This is a genomic window from Sphingobacterium sp. UBA7253, from assembly GCF_002472745.1.
GTDB lineage: Bacteria > Bacteroidota > Bacteroidia > Sphingobacteriales > Sphingobacteriaceae > Sphingobacterium > Sphingobacterium siyangense.
Map to the genome: position 1 here is coordinate 1 of NZ_DKSP01000178.1, position 20,444 is coordinate 20,444.

At 43.2% G+C, this 20,444-nt stretch carries 18 protein-coding genes; 6 read left to right on the top strand and 12 right to left on the bottom strand.

The genetic code is table 11. The features are described 5' to 3' along the window. A partial coding sequence (locus B2X72_RS17840; protein WP_286850921.1) for a SusC/RagA family TonB-linked outer membrane protein occupies positions 1–2,172 on the bottom strand: 2,172 nt, incomplete at its 3' end. A 959-nt stretch (positions 2,173–3,131) separates the two neighbouring features. On the opposite strand from B2X72_RS17840, the gene B2X72_RS17845 reads away from it, so the two are divergent. Further along, a complete protein-coding gene (locus B2X72_RS17845; RefSeq protein WP_145328376.1) occupies positions 3,132–3,428 on the top strand; it encodes a hypothetical protein in 297 nt (98 codons plus the stop codon). 386 nt (positions 3,429–3,814) lie between these two features. On the opposite strand, the gene B2X72_RS17850 is transcribed toward B2X72_RS17845, so the two are convergent. Further along, positions 3,815–4,270 (bottom strand): DinB family protein, encoded by a 456-nt coding sequence (locus B2X72_RS17850; protein WP_145328377.1) that lies wholly within the window; start codon positions 4,268–4,270, stop codon positions 3,815–3,817. Positions 4,271–4,554: 284 nt separating this feature from the next. Here B2X72_RS17850 and B2X72_RS17855 point away from each other — a divergent pair, with 284 nt between their 5' ends. From B2X72_RS17855 to B2X72_RS17875, 5 genes are all read left to right on the top strand, one after another. Continuing rightward, entirely contained in the window at positions 4,555–5,649 is a 1,095-nt protein-coding gene (locus B2X72_RS17855) for a S41 family peptidase (protein WP_145328378.1), read from the top strand. Positions 5,650–5,850: 201 nt separating this feature from the next. Beyond that, positions 5,851–6,102 (top strand): hypothetical protein, encoded by a 252-nt coding sequence (locus tag B2X72_RS17860; protein ID WP_075992363.1) that lies wholly within the window; start codon positions 5,851–5,853, stop codon positions 6,100–6,102. A gap of 665 nt (positions 6,103–6,767) precedes the next feature. Next, complete coding sequence (locus B2X72_RS17865; RefSeq protein WP_070566563.1) at positions 6,768–6,959, top strand: cold-shock protein; 192 nt, start codon at positions 6,768–6,770, stop codon at positions 6,957–6,959. A gap of 239 nt (positions 6,960–7,198) precedes the next feature. Beyond that, the gene (locus B2X72_RS17870) at positions 7,199–7,558 is read left to right on the top strand and encodes a response regulator (RefSeq protein ID WP_145328442.1); all 360 of its coding nucleotides are present in this window, start codon (positions 7,199–7,201) and stop codon (positions 7,556–7,558) included. A 168-nt stretch (positions 7,559–7,726) separates the two neighbouring features. Continuing rightward, positions 7,727–8,182 carry a hypothetical protein gene (locus tag B2X72_RS17875; RefSeq protein WP_286850925.1) on the top strand — a complete coding sequence of 152 codons (456 nt, stop codon included), beginning with the start codon at positions 7,727–7,729 and terminating at the stop codon, positions 8,180–8,182. A gap of 122 nt (positions 8,183–8,304) precedes the next feature. Here B2X72_RS17875 and B2X72_RS17880 read toward each other — a convergent pair whose 3' ends face one another. From B2X72_RS17880 to B2X72_RS17925, 10 genes are all read right to left on the bottom strand, one after another. Next, entirely contained in the window at positions 8,305–9,846 is a 1,542-nt protein-coding gene (locus tag B2X72_RS17880; RefSeq protein ID WP_286850927.1) for a carbohydrate-binding domain-containing protein, read from the bottom strand. Between the two features lie 131 nt (positions 9,847–9,977). Then, positions 9,978–11,093, bottom strand: coding sequence for a glycoside hydrolase family 26 protein (locus B2X72_RS17885; RefSeq protein ID WP_204991188.1), 1,116 nt, complete (start codon positions 11,091–11,093; stop codon positions 9,978–9,980). Then, positions 11,090–12,226 carry a glycoside hydrolase family 26 protein gene (locus tag B2X72_RS17890; protein WP_286850930.1) on the bottom strand — a complete coding sequence of 379 codons (1,137 nt, stop codon included), beginning with the start codon at positions 12,224–12,226 and terminating at the stop codon, positions 11,090–11,092. The genes B2X72_RS17885 and B2X72_RS17890 overlap by 4 nt, the downstream gene beginning before the upstream one ends. Next, entirely contained in the window at positions 12,223–13,389 is a 1,167-nt protein-coding gene (locus B2X72_RS17895; protein WP_204991190.1) for an AGE family epimerase/isomerase, read from the bottom strand. Before B2X72_RS17895 ends, B2X72_RS17890 begins: the two co-directional genes overlap by 4 nt. Positions 13,390–13,413: 24 nt before the next feature. Continuing rightward, positions 13,414–14,811 (bottom strand): MFS transporter, encoded by a 1,398-nt coding sequence (locus B2X72_RS17900; RefSeq protein ID WP_286850932.1) that lies wholly within the window; start codon positions 14,809–14,811, stop codon positions 13,414–13,416. 27 nt (positions 14,812–14,838) lie between these two features. Next, positions 14,839–16,008: a glycosidase gene (locus B2X72_RS17905; RefSeq protein ID WP_112374618.1), complete on the bottom strand. Its 1,170-nt coding sequence runs from the start codon at positions 16,006–16,008 to the stop codon at positions 14,839–14,841. Positions 16,009–16,050: 42 nt separating this feature from the next. Then, positions 16,051–17,835 carry an acetylxylan esterase gene (locus B2X72_RS17910; protein WP_286850934.1) on the bottom strand — a complete coding sequence of 595 codons (1,785 nt, stop codon included), beginning with the start codon at positions 17,833–17,835 and terminating at the stop codon, positions 16,051–16,053. Beyond that, positions 17,832–18,818: a glycoside hydrolase family 5 protein gene (locus tag B2X72_RS17915; RefSeq protein WP_286850936.1), complete on the bottom strand. Its 987-nt coding sequence runs from the start codon at positions 18,816–18,818 to the stop codon at positions 17,832–17,834. The genes B2X72_RS17910 and B2X72_RS17915 overlap by 4 nt, the downstream gene beginning before the upstream one ends. 8 nt (positions 18,819–18,826) lie before the next feature. Beyond that, on the bottom strand, positions 18,827–19,981 hold the full coding sequence (locus B2X72_RS17920) for a glycan-binding surface protein (protein ID WP_286850937.1): 1,155 nt from the start codon (positions 19,979–19,981) through the stop codon (positions 18,827–18,829). Between the two features lie 23 nt (positions 19,982–20,004). After that, positions 20,005–20,444, bottom strand: a 440-nt coding sequence (locus tag B2X72_RS17925) for a RagB/SusD family nutrient uptake outer membrane protein (RefSeq protein WP_286850938.1), incomplete at its 5' end; no start/stop codon positions are given.

Sequence of the window (20,444 nt, forward strand, 5' to 3'; positions counted from 1 at the left end):
CAGCTGCCGGTTCCCATTTTTACCGTAGGAAACACGCAGTTTACCATAATCCATTACATCGGTCCATTTAAAGAATTTCTCTTTGGTAAAATTCCAGGCCAGGGCCACAGAAGGGAAAGTCGCGTAGGGATTGGAGGTACCAAAAGCCGAATAGCCATCCCGCCGAATCGAGGTCGTGAGCATATAGCGGTCATCGTAGGAATAAAATAAACGGGCGAGCAAAGCATCCGCCGTTTGGTGCGTATCGTAGCTATCAAAGCTGCTATTCTCCTTTGATCCATTTTTGGTATTGTGAAATCCCAGTGCATCCGAAGGCAAAATATTGCGCGCTTCAATACGATCTTTCCAGGACTGCTGTTCCTCCGCCTCCTGTACCAAGGTTACCATCAGGCGGTGCTTATCCGCAAAGCTCTGTTCCCAGCTGATGGTGTTGTTGAGCGACCAGTCAAAACGTTTGGTCTGCTCGCGGTTTGCACCGCGATCGGCCGGATTAGAACCCGGCAGCTCGGCCGACATAAAATAACGGTCATGAAAATATTGTAGCCGCGGCGAAGCGTTAAAGGAATAGGTAATGTTAAAGGGCAGCTTGACTTTCGCATTAAAAATGGAATTGAAGACCGAATAGCCCTTGTCCAGCTCCAGGTATTTCCGTTGAAAATCATAATTATACCCGCGCTGGCTAAACTGCTCACTGAGCGGATATTGTAAAGGATTGCCACTGGCATCGGCATAATCGGCGTAAGGGCTGTTGCGCAATGTCTGGTCGATATCAATATCAATATTGCCGTCGGAGCGATCCTGAAAATTCACATTGGCGCCCAATTCTAGCCAGTTGGTCACATGCGCATTGATTTTCATGTTTGCCCGCACAGCCTTGTAGGTATCGCTGACAACGGTTCCCTCATTTTTCAGGTATCCCATGGACAAGTAATAATTGACGCGGTCGCGCGCGCCACTGATGCTCGCGTTGTAATCCTGGTTAAAGCCCGTTCGGAAGGTATGATCGGCCCAATCGACCGTTTTCCCATCCAAAAAATTCTGCAGGGCATTTCCCTGCAGGCCCAGGCGGCGGCCCCAGATACTTCGGTCGGACTCCCCGTCCTCGTTGGTCGACTGCGCGCGCCAGGAATCCAGCGATAATGACGAAGGCAGCTGCCCCGGATTGAGGTAAAAACCGTAAGGCACAGTAAGGTTCCCATTATCATCCCGTATCTGATAAGCCTCATATAGACCCGTTGTCGGATTGATGCCGTAGGTATTCTTGGTATACCAATCCTCGCGGTGTTGCAGGTAAGCTTCCGGGCTGAATCTTTTGCGATATTCACTCAATTGTGTTGCTCCGGCGTTCATGGTCATATTGATCGTCGGTTTGCCCTGCTTCCCTTTTTTTGTACTGATAATAATCACACCACTTGCTGCTTTCGAGCCGTAAACAGCGGCGGCCGAAGCATCTTTCAGCACATCGATCTGCTCAATATCATCCGGATTGATTTCAGAAAGCTCGCCGTAGAAAATCATACCATCGAGTACCAGCAAGGGGTTGTTGTGCCCGCTGTTGCTATCGTAGACCGAGCGTTTACCCCGCACTTCAATGGAGCCGCCCCCTTTTGCCGAGGCATCGTAACCGATATTCAGTCCTGCCGATCCGCGGAGGATATCCTGTACGGTTTTTGGGTTTTCATTGGCAATGCGGTCTGGATGGATCTGGGTCACGGAACCTGTCAGATCCTTTTTGCGCATGGTACCATAGCCCACCACCACTACCTCGTCCAGCTCATCGGCGGACGAACTAAGGACCACATTAACGACCTTGGATGGGGTAAGGTCGACTTCCTGGCTCTTGTAGCCCAACAGTTTGAACACCAGTTTTTTTGCTTCGAGCGGCACCGAAATGGTATACGTACCATCAGCTTTTGAGGCTGTGCTGACCTTGCTGCCCAGCACACTGACTGTCACGGAGGCCAGCGGCTGCCCATTGCCGTCCGATATTTTACCTGTGATTTCGCGGTTCTGTACCGTCCCGTTTGCCGTCGAAATCAGGGGTACATTGGCTTTTAATGCAGCGGCAGGACTAGCCAGAGCGACCAGACAAAGCAGGCAGGAACAGGGTATCCATTTGCCTGCGCCGAAGCCATAAAAGCGGCTTTGTTTTAGTTTACAATTGTTTCTCATAAAGAAATATTCACTATGGGTGATTTAGTAATTTTATAATTGGCTTCCTTCGCTCTTCCGATCTTAACTGTAAAATTGAATATTAGCAATTAGAAAAACAGAACTAGATCGTATCAAAAAAGTGCTATTTTGTCTCAATAACACGATTTTCGATATAAAAAAATAAACAATTGAATGATGTTGGCGACAGAGTTGCTAAAAAACTTCTAAAAAGCACAGGAGCCAAAATTTAACTACAACGTTTTCGTAATTTAACTATAACGTTTTCGTATTTTTTATATTACAGAAATACATCTGCTTTAGCCCACCTTTTTTCTCCCGCATGAGTACGCTGTAAGAAACTCTCTACCGCTCATCATATACCCCAGCTGCAAACCTAAAACTTGAGTTTAGCCTTTCTATTCGTTTTCTCTAAGCTAAGGAGTGATTCCCTTTATTGAAGTTTCTACACCGCTCAATTTAACCGCCAGTTCCAAAAACCTTGTTTTTGCCAATAGCACTACGAAGTCCTTGTGGCCAACTCAGTTTCATTTTTCTTAATGACACAAGCACAGACTCCATAACGAAGAAGAACCCAATATCTCCACGACAAGATGGCGCTCGGTAGCCGATCACAAAGATTTGGTTTACTATTTTGAAACAGTGACTAGTCCGGGGACTTTCTGGATCAATCTAAAAGATTTGGATCTGAGCGAGAAAGGTAAGGTTCTCAAACTTGATGTCGAGCAAAACAAAACTTACACTGGACTGAGCAATGGACACCTTAAAAAAGCAGAACCCTTTAAATTCATGGGACTGTGATCAAGCGGTCGTCGTCATTGCCGAAGTTGCTGTCATCACTTTGCCTGATGACGATGATTTATAAAAAGCTATTTCTGGCACCTACGCCAGAAATAGCTGATTTGTTTTTTGTTGAACTTTTTTGAAGGGAACTTTGTTCAATTCTTAAAAAAGAAGAAATGAAAGCACAAATCGGACTCGTTATCACGGCAGTTGCTGGAGCAGCACTGCTCGTATATAGACGCTGGAAACAACGTTCTGTACAAGAATCAACCGAACAGACAGATCGCAAAAACACGGGCAACCTCACGAACCCACCTTCCTGGTACCGCCCGCTTAAAATGCCCGAAATGGACAGCACTGATATTGTATCATTGCAATATGCTCCCGCAATGGCATCACCGGATAAAAATGATGCGGCGCAAGGGATTAACAAAAATATCGCTTATTACCATAAAGGCAATAGACATCAATAAGGTAGTCTTACAACTACCTCATTGATACCTCACAATCATAAATAACTACCAGGACGGCATACAACTGCGCTACTTTTGGACACGAATCCAATCCCCAAACTACATCCGTGGGGGTAGATAAAGTCCTACGAAACTTTTGCCCGAAATTGTCCGCTTTCGAACAAAGACCGTTCGAGTTCGAACATGCAACTCATTAGAAAAAAACTTTAACACCTTATTTTCAACACTTTAATTTATTGGCAATGAATTGGCAAAGGTTAATCCATAACAATTTACTATGCTTGCGAATTATTTTAAAATAGCCTTTCGTCATCTATGAAAGAATAAAGGTTTTACTGCGATAAATAGTGTAGGGTTAGCTTCTGGAATGACAGCTGCCATATTGATCATGCTATGGGTAAAAAGCGAATCATATAGCCTAGATGAAGTCCTTCATGAAAATTGTTCCATTCGAAGGTGTCGTATATTGAAGTGAGATGAAATCCTGTCCCGGTTGTCCGTTCCTGATAGGTGACAAATTTTTTGCTATTAAAATCACGGATAGTTGGCTCAATTTGTTCAAGGAGCAGTCTTTTCAGTAAGTCTGCCTCCTGTTGGGATACGGGGACTGTCGGCTTTGTTCCCGACTGATAATTGTTAAAAATTTCTTCGGGAATATGCCCTTTTACATCAGATCCGATATGAATCAATTTATGCTGTGTGGCAATGATGTGCCCAATATTCCATATCAGGTTGTTACTGAATCCTTCCGGAATGTGATTGAGCTGTTCCAATGAATAGTTTTCAAAAAACTTGAGGTAAGCCATTCTGCTCGTTTTCCATGCGTTAAAGAGTGATTCCATATCGTGCATTACATTTAGCTGAGTTATTATTAATCCCCTATTTTTGAGTTGTTTTAAGCTTATTGCTGCCCTTTCTATCGCTAGGACCTGCAGCAGGAATTGCCTTGTATTTTTCAATAATTCTTGCAGCTTTTTTCTAATGGCAAAGCTTCGATCTGGTGCAAATATACCTAAAAAATGGGGCCTTGACATCCTGAATAATCTTTTGTTCGGTTACGAGGGTATTTTCCATTTTTAGTCTATATTTGTGCAATCGACAATTATTAATATTTCTGATAATACAAATGAACAGACGCGTCCTATTTTTATGGCTATTGCTAAGTTTGCCTATTTTAAATTACGCCCAAAACTGCAATTGTGAATCCAATTTTTTGTGGGTAAAAAAAACTTTTGAAGAAAATGATGCCGGTTTTCAATATACCATCAGCAAGAAGGGCAAGGATGCCTATGAATTGCACAATAAAATGTATCTCGAAAAAGTTAAACACCTGTCCAATAATCAGGAATGTGCTACATTACTCAATCAATGGATCCGTTTCTTTCGTAATGGACATATCGGCGTAAATTATATTGGAAAAACAAAGAAGGCCGAAAAGGTTAGCGAACAAAATAAGCAGCCTATTGAAAAGGACTTAAATCCATTAAAGGCCACAAAGCCATTATTCGAAAAAATAAATGAAAACACGGTTTACCTCCGAATTCCTGATTTTGAAATAACAGAAAAAAAAGCAATTGACAGCATTGTATTAGCCAACCGAGCAACCATCTTATCGACCGAAAATTTTATTATTGATGTCAGAAATAATCCAGGCGGAAGTGATGCGAGTTATAGTAGCCTTATCCCCTTCTTATACACGCAGCCGATTAGAACCGTAGGTGCATTATTTTATTCGACAGATTTAAATAATCAACGCATGTTGGAGCTGAGTCAAAACCCCGATTTTGACGAGGAGTCTAAAAAAACGTTCAAAAACTACTACGAAAAATTGCAGGCCAATAAAGGTGAGTATGTCGATTTATTCAATAAAAAAGTAAACATAACCAAGATGGATACCATTCAGCCTTATCCCAAAAACATAGGGATCGTTATCAATGAAAATAACGGGAGCACGACAGAGCAATTTCTATTGACCGCCATGCAAAGTAAAAAGGTAAAATTATACGGTAGAACAACCAAAGGGATGCTTGATATCTCGAATGTAAATATCGTGACATCACCTTGTGGCGATATTGAACTGTACTATGGATTATCTAAAAGTTATCGTATTCCGGACTTTCCTGTAGACGACATTGGATTACAACCTGACGTATATATTGATAAAACCATTGATCCTTCGAATTGGCTAGATTTTGTGCGCGACCATCTCAATGGAAAATAAGATTAAGATAAAAAGTTTAGTTACATTTATTTTTTTTTGCAATCTGCATCACAGCGGATATTCCCGGCTCTAAACTTTTCAATTTTAGCGCCGGATCCATAAAAGAAGCTACATTTCTATTAAAATTGTCCGCAAGTGGACCAGGTTATCATTTAAACTTAGTACATCCTCTTTCGTATTTTTTTCGTATATTATCTCACTATGAAAATAGTAGACATCACAAAAGACACTTTAATCAGTGCTCAGAAAGAAGGATTTACCGTATTAATCACCAAATTTAGTTCAGATCCGTTAAACCCAACCTGGATTGTCGATAAAGTTGAAAACGACAAAATAGAAGCTAGCAAAAAAGCGCTGAGCGAAAGCTACCAGCTATGCTATTCCATTAAAGAAGCTATTCTGACGATTGATAATCGCCCTTTCATCGGAAAGTTACAGCTAAGCCATTCATAGCGCTTGATTAATACATTATCCCATGCACAATCAGCAGCATGTATTGTTTCATAAAGTAGGTGAGCTAATGCATAACAAAGAGGATTACTGTGAAACATGCGTAAGAATTATTAAAGCATGATATTTTTTTAACCTAGCGGACCAAACTATCCTTAAGTTTGGTCCGCTTCCTATTTCTGCTTTTCCAACTCATTCAATCGCCTAGTAGCTTGATTCAACCTTAAAATCAAAACTAAGCTTAGATCGCTTTCTCTACTAAATCATTGCGATCATCAAGTTGAAATGGCTCTGCCAGCAAAACATCTGCTCCGCATCGACGGCAACTCTTTCCCCTCTAGCGCTTACTGACATTGGCAGAAGAAAATAAAAAACTTTGTTTTTCAATAATTTATAACTACATTTGAATAATAATCAGGCTTCTGCCATTACTTCTTCTGACACTTTTGAGTTTACTCTTTCTTCTCAGTCTTCGTTTTTCCAGCTGCTATTTTGTTATCAACATATGAAGTTAATTACCTTTTTTCAGATTGATAGTGTCAATACGAAAAATTACAAACTTCATTTTTTGTTGACAGATCGATTTATCCTTTACCAACGCGTATGGTTAAAGGAGAGGTATGCTGCAAAAGCGTTCTAATAAATACATAATTTAATACATATATACAATGCAACAAGGAACAGTAAAATTCTTTAATGACACCAAAGGTTTTGGTTTTATTACACCAACAGATGGCGGTCAAGATGTTTTCGTACACTCGTCAGGTTTAATCAATCATGTACGTGAAAACGATACTGTAACATTCGATCTAGAAAACGGTAAAAAGGGCATTAACGCAGTTAATGTGCGAATAGCATAATTAAGTAGGAAGTTTAAAAACTTCTTTAAGTTAAGTTCAGCAGATAACATTCATGTTATCTGTTTTTTTTGTTAAAAAATTAGGCAAAAATGACGGCGTAAGCCCACTACTAGCCTACATTGCCATCAGCTCACTGATAGCATGTCTTTTGTTCTGTTTCTCCTAACTGAAAATTGCGCGTTCCCCTGTTTTTTGTACTCGCTTTTTTTTCTATATTTATCCGATAAATTTCAAAAGAAATGACAAAAAAGAAGGCTGTAGTTATTCAAGATAATGAAGATATCTTGAATATCATGGATGAGGTCTTAGTTGATGAGGGTTTTGATGTGATTCCATCGCTTACGACCGAACCAATTGAAAAGCTTGCAGATATTGATCCCGACATTCTTATTGTGGACGACCATATTAAAGGAAGTAAAAAAGGATCCGAGGTGATCAAGGAACTCAAAACTGATCCGGATACCGAAGAGCTTTCATCTGTCCTGACATCGACAGATAGCGATATTGCAAAAACCGCCGCAGAATGTAAAGCCGACGACTTTATTGAAAAGCCATTTGATTTAGATCATATGGTCGATGTGGTTAAAAAAAATAGTTAAAACAGCATAAAATATACCTGACCTACGGAGCGCTATAAAAGGGACTATACTTGAAACGCAAGTCACATCATACATGCCCGACAAAATAATCTCAAAAATATTTCTCTCCAGATCGCCAAGAAAAAGATTACTGTTTTTACAGGGGTCTCTGGATCGGGCAAGTCGTCTTTGGTCTTTGAAACGATAGGTGCTGAAGCCCAAAGGCAGTTCAGCGAAACACAGGGCAGTTTTATCCGAAACCGGCTGCAGCACATCGGCGTTCCCGATGTGGACAAAATCGACAACCTGAATGTCCCTATTATTATCAATCAAAAAAGGTTGGGCGGTAACGCACGCTCGACCGTAGGAACGGCTACCGACATATATGCTTCCCTGCGCTTGCTTTTCTCGCGCATGGGAACACCCTTTGTAGGCTATTCAAGTGCTTTTTCATTCAATAATCCTTTGGGCATGTGCAAGGCATGTGAAGGACTGGGCATTGTGCAGACCATTGATGTGGATAGCCTTATCGACAAACAAAAATCGTTAAATGTGGTGTTTACAGGTACCGTTGCCGATTTGCTTAAAGATACTGTCTCGCTAACGGCGGCCTGTTTACGGCAACATATCCATACCGAAAAATGATTTTATACGTAAAAGCCGGGTAAAATAGGAATAAGTTCGTCGCTTCTGAGACCATAAAAATATGGATCAGCTCCATGGACGTTTTGCCCGTTTCCTGCTTGAGCAGGTCACTTTAATCTTTTCTATCTTCCTCCACCCGGTCCTAGGTTTCCTCCTAAATTACTGACCATAGCTGATAATGTAAACGATGAAGTAACCGTTGGATTGCTAAATGTTCCACTTAAGTATAGTCCGTTAAACGCATTGGCTTCCGCAACTGAAGATACATTTACGAGCTTGTAGGATGCACCTACTGAAAAGCTAGCATTGGAGATCAGTAATGTTGAAAAAGAAACAGGCGATTTAAATGTCAGGGCCTCATTGTTGTCCTTGTCAAGAACACTATAGATCTGACTAGCTTGACCGCCACTTAAAATTGCCGAGGGCTGTGTAGAAACACTTGCAGTTGGAGAACTTGTGGCTCCTCCCACGCCGACCATAAGCCCTCCGGTAATCTTAAAGGTGTTGTTATCACAATCGAACCCTTCTTCCGGATTCTTTGCCCCGATAGCAAAAATATGTCCACCTGTAATTGTCATCGTCCCATTGGAATCTATACCATCGTTTGTGGTACTATAGGCTACGATTGTTCCTCCATTAATATAAATTGCTTTCCCGGCGTTGATCGCATCATCGATAGCTTTGATGTAAATTTCACCATTATTGATGCTAAGGGTGGCCTTGCTCTCAATTCCCTCCCCACCTGATCCAGTGGTTTCGATATTTATTTTTCCGCCATTTATAATCACATCGGGTATTATAGTTTCGTCTCCATCCTCATAGGACGCAACAATACCATCGTCAGCAACTTTTAAGGTGATTTCTCCTCCATTGACAATAATCCGACCTTTTTCAGCTTCAATACCATCAGAACTTGCCACGATATTTAATTTCCCGCCATCAATATAAATACCGTCGTTACTGTGTAAGCCATCCGAAATAGCATCGGAAACTTGGATCGTACCCTCCACAACGCGTATATAATCATCACTGGCTATGGCGTGCTTCGTTTTGCCAGAAATAGTTAATGTGCCGGTCCCAGAAAATATCAATTGCCCTTCACTAAAAATTGTGCCTTTTTGATCTTCAGCAGATGTTGCATAGCTAGCTGCATCTGTAAGTTTGTTTTCCGTCCCGTCGGCAAGTATGATAAATGCCCTTTTTCCAGACTGAATATTGATTGCAGGGCCGTCGTTATTTGTAATAGAGACCGCATTTAAGATAACCTTGAATTTCTTATCCGAATAGATCTTGAATGATCCACTTGTTGTTGAGCCTGTTAACTCATAGGCAACACCGCTTGCAGAAGAGTTTACAACGACATCAGCTCCAGTTTTAGTGACTGTAACCCCGGAAGCTGGATTTTCAATAGTGGCCGAATTGCCATCGTAGTTTATTTTTACGGTACTGTTGAAAGTGGAGTTTGCTATAAGATCATCGTCGTCCGCTCCAGTCTCCTGGCTACCTTCAACCGCACCACTTTTTGAAATCGAGCTAATGTTTATCGCAGTACCGGTTTCGATAACCTCCCCTGACTCTGATTCTGTTTTTTCATCTTTTGAACATGAAGCTATGGAGACTCCCACAATCAGTACCATTCCATAAAATATGACTTTCCTTAACATAAGTTTACCTTTTATTGTTTCAAAGCTAACAACAACAAGTGTTAATGAATATTAAGGAGTGTAAATTAGATTAAAATTATGTTAATTAAATACTAAATTAACATATACAACTGAATGTACACCTCTTGGCATTAAAACAATACTGCGGATTTCTTGGTAAATTTCTTTAAATCCCCCGCAGCAGGGTGACCTTTGAAGGGCACATAATAGTGATTTGGTTTATCCTTTTCATAAGCATTCCGCCAGAATAATATCCAGGCCAAGCCCTTATCTTTGACCAAAGGGTAAACCACCTGGGTAAAATAAGTCGGATCTTTGACACCTTCGAGCCCCGTTTCTCCGATTGTCGGAATTTTCCCGGATCTGGCGGCATAGTCCGTAACAATGGCAATATTTTTTGCCATAGCAATTTTGTATTTTTCAATATCTTTGGGCGTACCATCTCCGGGTACATAACAGTCAAATGCGACCAGGTCCACATAAGCATCGCCGGGATACCGTGTTAAGAACTCAGCTTCATTTTCGGTTTCAGATGGCGAATAACAGTAAAGAAGGTGATGGATACCGTGTTTCTGCTGAAAGTAATCGACGGTCATTTTCCAGAGCGCCTTATATTCCTCGGGTGTACACTGTTTAGCCCCCCACCAAAACCAAGATCCGGTATGTTCGTGATAAGGTCTCAGCACGACCGGAATTAAAGTCCCTTGATTATCCTTTAGACTTAACAAAAACTCCGCGGTCCGGTCTAACCATTTTAAGTATTTTATGTGGTTGCTTCCTGCCGGAAGAATGGAGCGAACGACAGTGTCCTGCGCACAATCCCAGGCGTTTTTGCCTGACACGATGTTATTGGCATGCCAGCTCAAGCTCGTTATACCGCCACGTTTTTGCGTATCTACGATGTAGCGGCGCATGTCGTCAAAATACACGGAATCTAAATTGTACGGTTTACCAAGTTCAATATCCCCTATTTCCCAGCCAATGACAGTGGGGTGCTTACCAGCCACATCCTTCAGATCACTGCGCCCTTTCACTTTATACCAGCCATGGCCATAGGCCAGCGCATCCTGATGTCCTACAGAAATCCCTTTTGCACGCCTTGAATTGATTGTTTGATACAGATCTTTAGTTTCTTCGGTCGCATGAAGGTCTGCCGGCTGTTGCCCCCGGAGGCTGAATACAGCTACGGTAAATATACCACATAGGATTAGCTGTCCAAGATATCTTTTTATTTTAGTCTTTCTCATTTTGCTGCTGCATTATAAATAAGTTTATTGTTGTTTAAAAGAATGATATCCGCTGACTGGCAAAATTTCTTAAAATCTGCTGCTGCCGGATGATCTTTGGTAGGTACATAATAATGAGTCGGAATATCGTCTGCGTTTCGCCAGAGCATGCAATAAGCCAGTGGCCATTTTGCCAATATCGGTTGTAAAATCTGTGTAAACCAGTTTGGATCGGTAATCCGTTCGAGCCCCGTTTCGGTCATTGCCGCAATCTTACTTTTTTCCTGGGCTATAGCCGAAACAATTCCCATCTTGAACGCTGCTGCTGCTGGATCATTTGCACCATCGGGGCGAAAATCCCAATAATTGTCCATACCTAAAATATCGACATAATCATCGCCCGGAAATTGCGCAAGATATTCCGTCCGGTCCCGAAACTTACAGTCCGGAGAGAATGCAAAGAGCAACTGGTGTATGCCCAGATCTTGCCGAAGATAATTAACTGTATAGCGCCATAAATGAATAAATTCCGCCGGAGTGGCATGCCCCTTCCCCCACCAGAACCAATCACCATCGAACTCATGAAAAGGTCTGAAAATAATCGGAATAGCCTCGCCCCTCGATCCTTTACATTGCGCTAAGAAAGCACCTATTCGACGTAGGTAAGACTGATAGGCAGCATTTGACCTGCCTCCGGGTAAAATTTCTCTCACCGCGAGCTGTGGGTTATTTTTCCATTCATAGGAGCCACCGTTTACAGGATTTGACATGTGCCAGGAGAACGTAATAATTCCCCCCCTACGATACATGTCCTTGACCACATTGACCAGTCTTTTGGTTTCACTTTCCCGATAGACCTTGTCCTCATGAGTCAACGGCTGAAAATCGAGGCCCAGCACTACTGGGTGACTTCCTGTCACTTCTTTTATATCACTACGGTCTGGCTCTCCCTTCCAATGCCTTCCATAGCAAAGCGCATCCTGCTGGCCTAAAAGAACCTTTCCTTGCGATTGGACTGATTTTAAGTATTTGTACAATGCGACAGTTTCGCTAGTGGCCATACGGTCAATAGGGACATTGGTCTGCGCCGAAAGACTATAGTTCAAGAGCATTGCTACCAAGACCAAGTAGAAAACAACGTTATTGTTCATCATTTTATTCCAAAATTTTCGATCATTTCCAGACACATGCGTCCATTATGATAAGGGCACTTCCAGAAGCCTGCCTTATCTTCAGCTCTATTTACTTCCCCGTTCTCAAGCCTGCTCCAATACCACTCGCCCTCCTCGCTATCAATTAGATTCGACCGGATATAGGCCCATATACCTTCTGCCTTTTCCTGATAGAGCTTGTCATTCAGCAGCTTCCCTAGGTATGAAAATCCGAGCACAGCTTCGGCCTGTACCCACCAATGGCGTTCGCGGTCCCAATGTGCATTGTTTCTTTCATAAGCGAGACTACCATCGGGCAAGATCCCTTCCAATGCTGCATGAGCAATATGAGGAATGACAGTTTTCACTTTTTCCTCCAGATCCGGATCACCCAGTACTTTGACCGCCTCCAAGAGTAGCCAGGCAGCTTCAATATCATGTCCAAAGGATTGCATCTGACCTTTTACCTGCCATTTTGCATCAAAGAAAAGCTGCAGGTGTCCGGTAGCCTTACTATATATACGTTCCAGGAATAAGGATATCAAATCAGTATGTGCCTTTACCAAATCTGCATCGATCCATACCCGAAGAAGGTTGGTATAAGGTTCTAAAATATGCAGGTGCGTATTCATGGTTTTAGCTTCGTTTTCATCTTTCTCGCTGAGACGCATATCGGCAATAGGCTGCCAATCCTCGGTAAATGCCTCCCAGTAACCACCCAATTCATCGTCTTTACAGCGTTCGATCTGATAAAATTGTTTCTTTGCATAGTCCAGGGCTTCAGTACAGCCCGTTGCACGGTAATATTCCGAAAACGCATAGAGCGCAAACCCTTGTGCATACGTCTGTTTTTTGCGGTTTACGGGGCGGCCTCGGAAATCAAGTTCCCAAAATACTCCGCCATATTCTTTATCCATAAAGTAGTCCCTGAGGTACAGGTATGCGCGTTCTGCGATCTGCCGGTAGGCACTGTGGCCCAGCACACGGTAGGACGCAGCAAATGTCCACAGGATCCGGGCATGCATGACGACGCCTTTGTTGGCCATCCTATCCAGTACATTGTCACCGTCGATACGGCCATAAAAACCACCATGCTCCGTATCAACCATTTTATCCATCCAATACGGAAGGATATTATTTTCAATTTCTTCTTTAAATCCTTTCATTGCTTTTCTTCATTACACTTTAGATTAATTGCGACGCTCCTCAAGCTCCGCAGTAATCTTTTGCATCCTCTTTTCTGTCAGCGGATAAAAGCTGATAAACAGGATTGATAAGAGTGTTCCTATTGCCGGAAATAGGCTCAAAAACATTTTTATACCACTAAGCGTCTCCTCGGACTGTAGTTGATTGGCCTGGAAACCAAAATAAGCCAGGAGCCAGCCCGTTACCGCTGTTCCAAGTGCCCAGCCCAATTTTTGGCTCATGGAAGAGGAGCTAAAAATTAGACCTGTTGCCCTATTGCCTGTCTTCAGCTCTGAATAATCCACGCAGTCGGCATACATCGACCAGAGTAATGGGAATACCGCTCCAGCGCAGATACTGATGATGACCTGCAATGCAAAAATTTCCCATACCTGGCTTTTGTCGAGCCAGTAAAACAGTATGCTGCCAACAGTTGCCAAGAGCATGGTTAAGATAAATGTATTTTTCTTTCCAATTTTGTTGCTTACTGGAGCCGCCAAAATAACACCTAGAATATTGGCGGCCTGCCCCAATGCAAGGTAGAGTCCACTCAATACAAATGGAATGTTCAGAAGTACGATCTGGCCATAATTTTCTTCGTGTACGTAATATTTGAAATAGTACAGTGCTGCGCCATCCCTTACCGAATTGAAGACCAACGTGGAGACTCCCGCTCCCAATAAAATCCACCAAGGACTATTATTCAGCAGATCCCTGACATCCTGCTTTAAACTACTTTTACTATCCGTTACTGGTTGGACCCGTTCGCGTGTCCAAGCAAAACAGAGCAGAAATAGAACGACGGAACAGAGCGCTATAACAGCCACTGCCATCACCCAGCCCTGCTGCTGGGCCTGAATATCCTGCCTGTGGCCACTGAAAAAATTGACCATTGGATTGAAGAGCAATAACGTTACGAAACTGCCAAGATATGCAAAGCTCATTCGGAAGGTGGCCAGCACACTCCTGGTTTTGGGCGACGAACTTATTACCCCCAATAAAGACGCATAGGGCACATTAATAGCCGAATAAACCATCATCATGACCGAATAAGTAAGATAAGCATACACAACTTTTCCACTTTCAGCGAGTGCAGGGGTATAAAACGTGAACACACCAATTACACCAAATGGTACCGCAACGTACAGTAGGTAAGGTCTGAATTTACCCCATTTCGATCGTGTACGATCGGACAGTACACCAATAATAGGATCAAACAAAGAATCCCAGACGCGCGTGACCAGAAACATGGTACCGACCACTTTTGCTTCCATCCCGAATATATCTGTATAGAAGAACATGAGATACATGCCAAACAATTTCCAGAACATGGACGAAGCAGCGTCCCCTAGTCCATAACCGATTTTTTCCTTTAATGTAATACGTTCCGTTTTACTCATCATTCTCGTTTTGCAATAAATTTAAACATTTTATTGTGCTAAGTTCTTTGAAATAATCCCGACAAGTGTTTCAACCGATGTTTTTGATCGCATGCCATCTCCAGTTGTAGACAAGCAGTAGTCCAACAGTTTTTCAACCGAAGATACGGCCACATGCATACGGGTATCACTCGAGGCATAATAAAGATAAACTGTACCATCATCATCTGCAATCCAGCCGTTACTAAAAAGCACGTTTGAGACATCACCAACGCGTTCCTCACCCATTGGAGCCATCAGATGACCTGCCGGTTCGGCAATCAGTTTTTCTGGCGCAGCAAGATCAGTCAGATAGACATACAGGACATAGCGCAGTCCAGCAGCACATGCGCGCACGCCGTGCGCGAGGTGCAACCAGCCTTTGTCTGTTTTGATAGGTGCTGGCCCTTCTCCATTTTTCAGCTCTTTGATCGTGTGGTAATACCGATGGTTTATGATTCTTTCCTCGTATACTATTGCATTCTCCATGCTATCTACCAAGCCCCAGCCAATACCGCCGCCACTTCCGGTATCGATAAATCCATCCTGCGGGCGGGTATATAAGGCATATTTACCGTCGACAAATTCGGGGTGCAGAACCACATTTCGCTGTTGGCTCTTGGATCTCAGATCCGGTAGCCTTTCCCAGTGTTTTAGATCTTTTGTACGCACGATTCCTGCTGCGGCCACTGCCGAAGAAAGGTCTCCGGAAGCCGCTGCCGGATCTTTCCGTTCGGTACAGAAAATACCATAAATCCAGCCATCTTCATGGGCCGTCAGGCGCATATCATAGACATTTGTATCCGGATCATTCGTCTCGGGAAGATCGACCGGAAAATCCCAGAACTTAAAATTGTCAATTCCGTTTGCGCTTTCAGCTATTGCAAAGAAGGACTTACGGTCATTTCCTTCGACCCGTACGACCAATACGTATTTATCGTTCCACTTGATCGCACCGGCATTAAAAGTTCCGTTAATACCAAATCGTTCCATCAAAAATGGATTGCTTTGCTCATTTAAATCATACCGCCAGAAAAGCGGGGTATGAGCTGCTGTCAAGACAGGATGTTCATAGCGCTGGTAAATACCGTTGTGCTCCTTCACAGGATGGTTTTTTCTTTCTAATAGGGCAAAGTGATCTGCTTCAACATCTTTTAGACGTTGTTCAAATAGTGTACTCATGATTCGAATTAAATATAAAGTAAGTTCTTTTTTATGTTTTATTTATCTTGATTGTTCAACATGGAGGACACGTCTAAAGAGGTCCAATCCCGCGACATGAAATGCATTTCCGGTGCTATGTCCATGCAATGGAAAAGCCATCCAGGATTTTTCACTTTTCACCTGATTATACGCTGCAAAATTGATATGTGGCGGGCAAACATTATCCTGCACCCCGATTCCCATGACCAATGGCACCCGGATACGGGAAGCCAGATTTTTAATATCAAAATAAGAAAGGGTCTTGTACACCTGTTTCCAGCTCAGTTCCGGGTGTTGAGCCCTGTAGTGATCTACATCCGATTTTGGCCAGGGTGCAATGTTGAAATAATCCTGAAAATCCGATAGAAAAGGAATACCAATTGCCAGTGCTTTTACACGTGAATCCAGCGATGCCGCAACAACCGACAATGCACCCCCCTGACTCGATCCACGCACAGCAATACGTTCACCATCAATTTCATCTCTTGAGCTGACAAAATCCAGTGCACGCAGCACATCCATAAACGCCCCGCGATAGTAATACGTTTCTTTACTGTCTATGCCATAGGTAAACCAAGTACCGAAATGATTTGATTTTTCATTCAATGCCTGTCCCCGGATGGAAAGTACAAAATAGGCGAATCCATCCCAGCTCTGATTCGGAAAATAAGGTTTTGATCCATAGCCCATATATTCGACAATGACTGGGTGCTTTCCTGCTTTTTTAGGTTTAGCGTAGTAGCCCATAATAAGCTCATTATCCAGCGAACGCATGGACACATGGTACATTTCATAATCCAGCTTGGACTGCTCCGGAATCAACATCAACTGATAATCAGGCTTTATGTTAGCGAGCTGGGCTCTATTTGCTTTCCAGAATTTATCAAAATCTGTTGCCTCATCGTTTGGCGAAGCAATCTTTTCAGGCTCATAGCCCACATTGACCTGTTCTTCCAGTTTGTGTCCACCGTCGATCTCCACAGACACCTTATAGCGGTAAAATCCCGGTTCGACATTCTTTAATCCAAAGGTACCCAAAGGAGCTGTTGCATGCCCAGGAATATCGACCTTCAATTCCTGTGATTTGATCGGTTTGTACGCATCCGTCGTCAACGAAATTTTCAAGGTTGCCTTCAGTGATTTTTTACCTCTATTTTCTATCGTTGGCGCTATAGCGATACTATCTTTGCCCAGGAAAATATAATCATCATCCAGGACATTGACTTTCAGCTTCAGTTTATCCACTGTTGAGGCCGGTTGTACCTGCATAACCGCTGCATTTAAGAAGCCGCCATTGGCACTCCAACCATCAAAAAATTTGATAGCAATCACATTTTCACCGGTAAGGTCAAGCACTTCCAAGGGGACGAAATACCGGCGTTCATGATCAAAGTAGCCAGCGAAATTATGTGGAAATTCTCCCGTTTTACCAACTAAATGACCATTGACATACACTTCCTCACAGGCGGCAAATTTACCGAGATCAATTTCAACACCTTCAGCCTCGACAATTTTTTGCTGCATCTGGGCAGGAAAAGCCAGCTGCTTGCGATACCAGCCAAAGCCCTGTTCCAACAATTTCCCCTGCTCTTTGAGCGGTTTGTTGGATACGACGGTTGCCCAGTGTTTATCCCGGTAATCTTTCGTGTTCCAGCTGCTGTCCCTTCCCTCACCGGCATGAAACCTCCAATCGGTACCAAAATCATGTGTTGCGCTATTTTTAGGCTGCATCTGTGCGTGACATTCTAGTAGGAATGCTGCTCCGCACAGCGACATTAACAGGGCAGTTTTTATAGAGTTGCTCATTTATTGATCGTTTTTAAATCTTGTCTCACCATTTTTCCCCAAGGCTTGAGCTGCTTGTCAGACCAGCCATTTGCCGGCACCTGCTGATCCGCAATCATGGAGCAGCTTTCATTTTTATCAGCGATAGACCAGGCTATCCAGCTGATTTGATGCTGAGCCATCCATTCCTTCCAGATTGTCCATTCCTTTTGATCTATCGGTCCGTCACCATCGGCATTCATCCCTGCACATTCCGACACAAAAATCGGAATACCTTTGGCCAGGGCATAATCAGCACGGTCACGTAGAAACTGCTTATGTGTACCTGCATAGAAGTGTACTGTATACATCAGGTTGCTGAATCCTTCGATAGGCTTATCAGCGACCAAGTGTATATCCTGATCCCAATTGGGGCATCCGACCAAAATGATATTATCTGGGTCTATGGCCCTAATGACGGGGATCACTTCCTTTGCATAGGCTTGAATTTCCTCCCAGCTTGTCTCCATGGGTTCATTGAATATCTCATAGATGACATTTGGATAACGCCCGTACTTGCTCGCTACAGTGCGAAAGAATTCCTTTGCCTGCGGCGTATGCAGATGGTGTGCATGCCAATCCACAATCACATATACGCCCGCTGCTATTGCCGCATCGACCACGGCATATAATTGCTTGAGCGCTGCCTCAGGATTTTGTAAGTAAGCCTGGTCAGGCTCTACACCGATAGCAGCACGGACCACCTGAACATTCCAGTCTTTTTTAAGCCAATTGATGGTCTCGGCAGTATAAAAGCGCGGCCACCAGTTGTGCCAGCCCAGGCTGACACCATGAAGAGCCAGCGTATCGGCGTGCGCATCGACAAGCGCTGTACCCGATACACGGAGCTGACCATGCCTGGCAACAACTGTTTTGGAATTAGGCTTGGGGTTGATCCATGCAGATCGACAGGCCACCGTCAGCAACATAGTTACCATCAGTATGCAGTATACATATCTTTTCAACTGAGCTCCTATTTTTTAACGATCCTGAAATTGCACACGCTGAAGTCGTCATTGACATCGACAGTAGGTTGGTAAGAGAAAACAAAGGTATTCCAACCCGTTTTCAGATAGGTCCCATTACCCTGGGAGGCATCTTTATAAAACTCTGTCAAATCAACGCGCATCGTCTTCCATTGGCCATACGTATTCAGGGCACCATTCTCGGCAGGATTGTAACGTGTCTCCTGTCTGTCGCCGCCCAATATAAAATTCCCCTGGCTAATCGAAGCCGTACTTTTGGTGTTGATCTCAAATTTGACATAGTAATCTTTGGGATTGGCCAATACCGCAGCTTCATTCAAATCAAAACCTGACCAGAAAATACCGTTCCAGGACCAAGCACCGAAAGATTGACGGATCCGCAAAAAGCGATCAAAGCCGGGCAAAATGGCCGGGTCACCGCTTGCTTTTCCATCGGTAACGTAGGCGGACAAAGATTTGATATCCAGCATGGAAATTCCTTTCTCTCTAAATTTTACTTGTCTCGGCACCTCAATCAGTGGGCTTGAAAACGATAGCGTTGCACCATCGGCCGTACTGGAAGGAAAAATAAAATAGACAGAGTCTGCGACACTGTGAAGAGGTTTGATTTCAGTGTTATTAAGTAAGAATTTTCCCTCCAATACATCCAATTTATAGAGATCCAAATATTTACCTACGAGAATGGCCGTATCTCCAGCAGCAACAAACTCATTGTATAGCCCTTCAATCACCAGATTGGGAATTTTTACTTCAAAAGGAAATTCCGTAATTCCTTTTGCCGTCTCCACAGTTACCTTATTATTTACCTCAGTCGGAACGATACGCGGTATAGGTAACGTAATACGGGATCTGACAGCATAGACCGTCGCTAGGTCTACCTCCACATCGTTTAATTTTATGGACTTAAGCTCAGCAAGATTATTACCCTGTAAGACGATCATATCTGTAAGCGCTGCACTGGTAATTGTCGCATTGAGATCTGCTGCTGTTGAGACTTTTTCGATAACAGGTGGGCCATCTGAGCTCAACTGATCGTCATAGCCGTCGTTATAGTTAACAATATCCTTCTGGCAGGAGATCATTCCTAGGGAAAGGTAACCTGACAATATGGTAAATAATATGGATTGATTTAATAATTTCATGGTTATTCAAATTTAGGTTTACGTTAATTCCAACCGGGATTATTTGAAGTGATTGTGGTATTGACGCCCACTTCAGAATTGGGGATTGGGTAAAGCAAATGCTTTTCAGTGCGTATTTTCACAACCCCCACCTCATCGGTTCCACCAATTTTATTCATGACATCAAGGTAAATCCCCCAACGGATCAAATCCCAGCGGCGGTCGCCTTCCAGTGCAAATTCCATTGCCCTCTCCTCTAGCACTGCAGAGCGGAATCCGCTTTGATTATCGATATTTCCATCTCCAGTGAGTCTACGGGGCGTCGCATTGCTTCTTTCGCGTACCTGATTGAGCTTTGCCAATGCCACTGTACGTGCAGCAGTACTATTGTCTGCCTCATTAGCTGCCTCTGCATAGATGAGTAACACATCCGCAAATCGAAGAAAATACCAAGGCGCATCAGTACGCTCAAGTTTATTGTTGC